Source organism: Cupriavidus sp. SS-3 (genome assembly GCF_035818815.1).
Taxonomy (GTDB): Bacteria; Pseudomonadota; Gammaproteobacteria; order Burkholderiales; family Burkholderiaceae; genus Cupriavidus; species Cupriavidus taiwanensis_C.
On record NZ_JAYLVT010000055.1, the window covers coordinates 1 to 737 of the forward strand.

The following is a 737-nucleotide window of genomic DNA, read 5'->3' on the forward strand; positions in this document are numbered from 1 at the left end:
CTCTCGACTGACAGCGCAGGCGCCAGCCAGGATCCGGCCACGCCGCTGTCGCATCCGTTGTCGGTCAGCGGGCAGGTACAGGGCGGACAGCTCAAGCTGTCGGTGGCCTATGCCCGCCGCCGCTATCGCAGCACGGCGATCGAAGCGCTGGCGGCAGCCTTGCGCACGGAACTGGAGGCAGTTGTCGCCCATTGCGCCGCCGGGCCCGCGGGCATCACGCCATCCGACTTCCCGCTAACCAGCCTGTCGCAGGCCGGGCTGGATGCGCTAGCGCTGGTGCCGCAGCAGGTGCAAGACCTCTACCCGTTGTCGCCGATGCAGGCCGGGATGCTGTTCCACAGCGTGTTTGCCGAGCAAGGGAGCGCGTATACCAACCAGTTGCGAGTCGATGTCGAGGGCATCGAGGCGGATCGCTTCACCGCGGCATGGCATGCGGTGCTGGCGCGCCACGACACGCTGCGCAGCGGCTTCCTGCACCGGGCCGAGCCGCCGCTGCAGTGGGTCGCCAGGCAGGCGGCGCTGCCCGTGCTGGTCGAGGACTGGCGCGGGCGCGGCGCGGACGAGATCGATGCCTTCGCGGACCGCCAGCGCGCGCAGGGTTTTGACCTGGAGCGGCCGCCGCTGATGCGCCTGGCGCTGCTGCGCACCGGCGCGCACCGGCATCATCTGGTCTGGACCGTGCACCACCTGCTGCTCGACGGCTGGAGCACCGCGCAGCTGCTCGGCGAAGTGCTGCG

The 737-nt window shown here is 70.7% G+C and carries 1 protein-coding gene; it reads left to right on the top strand.

Annotation, left to right across the window (positions count from 1 at the left end; genetic code table 11):
• On the top strand, positions 1-737 hold a 737-nt coding region (locus U9J39_RS29395; RefSeq protein ID WP_326348803.1), incomplete at both ends, for a condensation domain-containing protein.